Source organism: Halorubrum tibetense, from assembly GCF_042661865.1.
GTDB lineage: Archaea > Halobacteriota > Halobacteria > Halobacteriales > Haloferacaceae > Halorubrum > Halorubrum tibetense.
Map to the genome: position 1 here is coordinate 1 of NZ_JBHSWW010000754.1, position 507 is coordinate 507.

Annotated in this window: 1 protein-coding gene; it reads right to left on the reverse strand. The window is 72.8% G+C overall.

The features are described from left to right. The coding region (locus tag ACFQEU_RS18125; RefSeq protein ID WP_465261197.1) for an oxidoreductase at positions 1–507 on the reverse strand (507 nt) is incomplete at both ends.

Here is a 507-nt window from a genome sequence, read left to right on the forward strand (position 1 = left end):
CGCCCGTTCCGCACTAGCGCGTCCGCGTGGGTCGGTTCCGTGATCCCGCCCACCGCGGCGACCGGCACGTCCGTCCCCTCGCGGATCGCCTCCTCGTACGGCACCTGATAGCCGGGGCCCGTACTCGGCAGCTGCTGATCGGGATGGATCCCGCCGCCGGAGACGTCGATCAGGTCCGCGCCGGCGTCCGCCAGCAGCGGTGCGAGCCGGACGGAGTCGTCGACGTCCCACGAGTCGCGGTCGTCGATCCAGTCGGTCGCGGAGATCCGGACGAACACGGGCTTCCCCGTCGGCCACACGTCCCGGACCGCCGCGACGACCTCCCGGAGCAGCCGCGTTCGGTTCTCGAAGCTCCCGCCGTACTCGTCGTCGCGGCCGTTCGTCACGGGCGAGAGGAACTGATGGAGGAGGTAGCCGTGTGCGGCGTGGACCTCCGCGACCTCGAACCCGGCGTCGAGCGAGCGCTCGGCCGCGTCGCGGAACGCCGCCGTCACGGCCGCGATGTCG